Origin of the sequence: Treponema sp. JC4, assembly GCF_000260795.1 — a bacterium.
Taxonomy (GTDB): domain Bacteria; phylum Spirochaetota; class Spirochaetia; order Treponematales; family Treponemataceae; genus Treponema_D.
On the sequence record NZ_AJGU01000098.1, the window covers coordinates 1 to 1,550 of the forward strand.

The following is a 1,550-nucleotide window of genomic DNA, read 5'->3' on the forward strand; positions in this document are numbered from 1 at the left end:
ACTTTCGTTGTTTGCTGTACAGCAAAAAAATCTTGATTTGCTCATTTATCATGATATTAAATACATCCTTATAAACCTTCAGAATACAGATGAATTCATACTATGCAAAAAAGCACTCCAGAATAATAAATATTTCCACTCAAAAGGAACTCATGCAGCAAAAAATAAGAATTATGAATTATCAGGAGATATTTACAAAAGGCTTTCTAACAGACAAAAATGTGCTTTTCACTATATGATGAGCGGTAAAACTCTTAAAGAATTCCACAGCGATTTTGGATTTAAGGCATTAAGCACCGCATCTTCACACTGGAATCTTGTATTACAAAAATATAACGTACATTCTGTAATTCAGCTTAGAAATAAATTTTAAACAGTTCCTATACAGACGTTAATAGAATATTTTCATTTTGCGTACGCAAAATGAAAATTATGCGGTAACATAATTTCCGTTATGTTACCGCATATCCACTATTATGTTACCGCATAATGACATTTATGTTACCGCATAACGATCGTTATGCGGTAACATTTTTTTTATTTTAAGGTAACACTCTTTAATTTTCCCTTTTTAATTTCTTTTATACTTACTAACATCAATTGGTTCAAGAACAGTTTTTAATGATGCTTTTACAGATGGGTTTTCAGTATTCAGATATTTAATAGTATTTTTTAGTTTTGCTTTAAGCCAGCCCAGTAACTGAAAGGCATATGCATAACCACTACATGCCTTAGTCATTTTGTCCAAGGCCTTTTCATCAATAGTTCTTCCACCTTTCTCAAATTTTTTTTTATAATTAAAACGTACATTTGAACTGTCTAAAGGTTCCAGCGTAATTCGCGGTGCTCTAAGCAAAAAAGTAAGCTGATTATCATTTTGAAGTTCAGAAACATTTTGGGGAAGCCCCGCCATTATCAAACGAACAGGAAGATTTTGCTGCAACAGAATCTGATAGATTGAAATAAAATTCCTTAATTCTGAAGAGGCTTTGATTTCATCTATAACAGCTAGTACTGTTATTTTCTGTTCTGCAAGCTTTTTTAGTATTTTTCAAGAACAAGTTGATAATTTATATTAGACTCATCCTTTTTGTTATATTCAATCTGTACACCAAATATAGAAAGTGAAATACAGTCTAAAGAATCAAGCGCTTTTTGTATTAATTTAGATGTTTTGTTGTATATTCCCTGAGTATAGGATAAAAGTATATTTCCTGTAGAGGGAATGTTTAAGATAATAAAATCCTTTTCTTTTTTAAATTTCCTGACAAAGTGCAGAGGTAAAGGCTGTTTTTCCACTTCCCCTCTGACCATATATTAAAGTAGTCTGGTATGGACTATCAGGATTTTTAAGTTCTGAAACAAGTTCCTCTATCTGATGTGTACGGTCAATATAAATAGGAGGCACTTTACCAAAACTGGGATTAAAAGGATTATTCATAAACACACCTTACTATCAGTTAGTTTTATAACTTTTATAACTTAAAATTATTTTTATAACTTTTATAAGTTTTACAAATAGTTTTTTATTTAATATATACTTTCTGTTT

4 protein-coding genes are annotated in these 1,550 nt (G+C 30.2%); 1 reads left to right on the forward strand and 3 read right to left on the reverse strand.

The features are described from left to right. Nucleotides 1–373: hypothetical protein (locus tag MSI_RS14800; protein WP_039925094.1), on the forward strand; the 373-nt coding region annotated here is incomplete at its 5' end. A gap of 198 nt (nt 374–571) precedes the next feature. Here MSI_RS14800 and MSI_RS13385 read toward each other — a convergent pair. From MSI_RS13385 to MSI_RS13390, 3 genes are all read right to left on the reverse strand, one after another. Then, nucleotides 572–943, reverse strand: a complete 372-nt coding sequence (locus MSI_RS13385) for a hypothetical protein (RefSeq protein ID WP_155815654.1) — start codon at nt 941–943, stop codon at nt 572–574. Between the two features lie 98 nt (nt 944–1,041). Next, nucleotides 1,042–1,299 (reverse strand): hypothetical protein, encoded by a 258-nt coding sequence (locus MSI_RS14805; protein ID WP_192807778.1) that lies wholly within the window; start codon nt 1,297–1,299, stop codon nt 1,042–1,044. Next, nucleotides 1,256–1,441, reverse strand: coding sequence for an ATP-binding protein (locus tag MSI_RS13390; RefSeq protein ID WP_009108251.1), 186 nt, complete (start codon nt 1,439–1,441; stop codon nt 1,256–1,258). The genes MSI_RS14805 and MSI_RS13390 overlap by 44 nt, the downstream gene beginning before the upstream one ends. Nucleotides 1,442–1,550 lie beyond the last annotated feature (109 nt).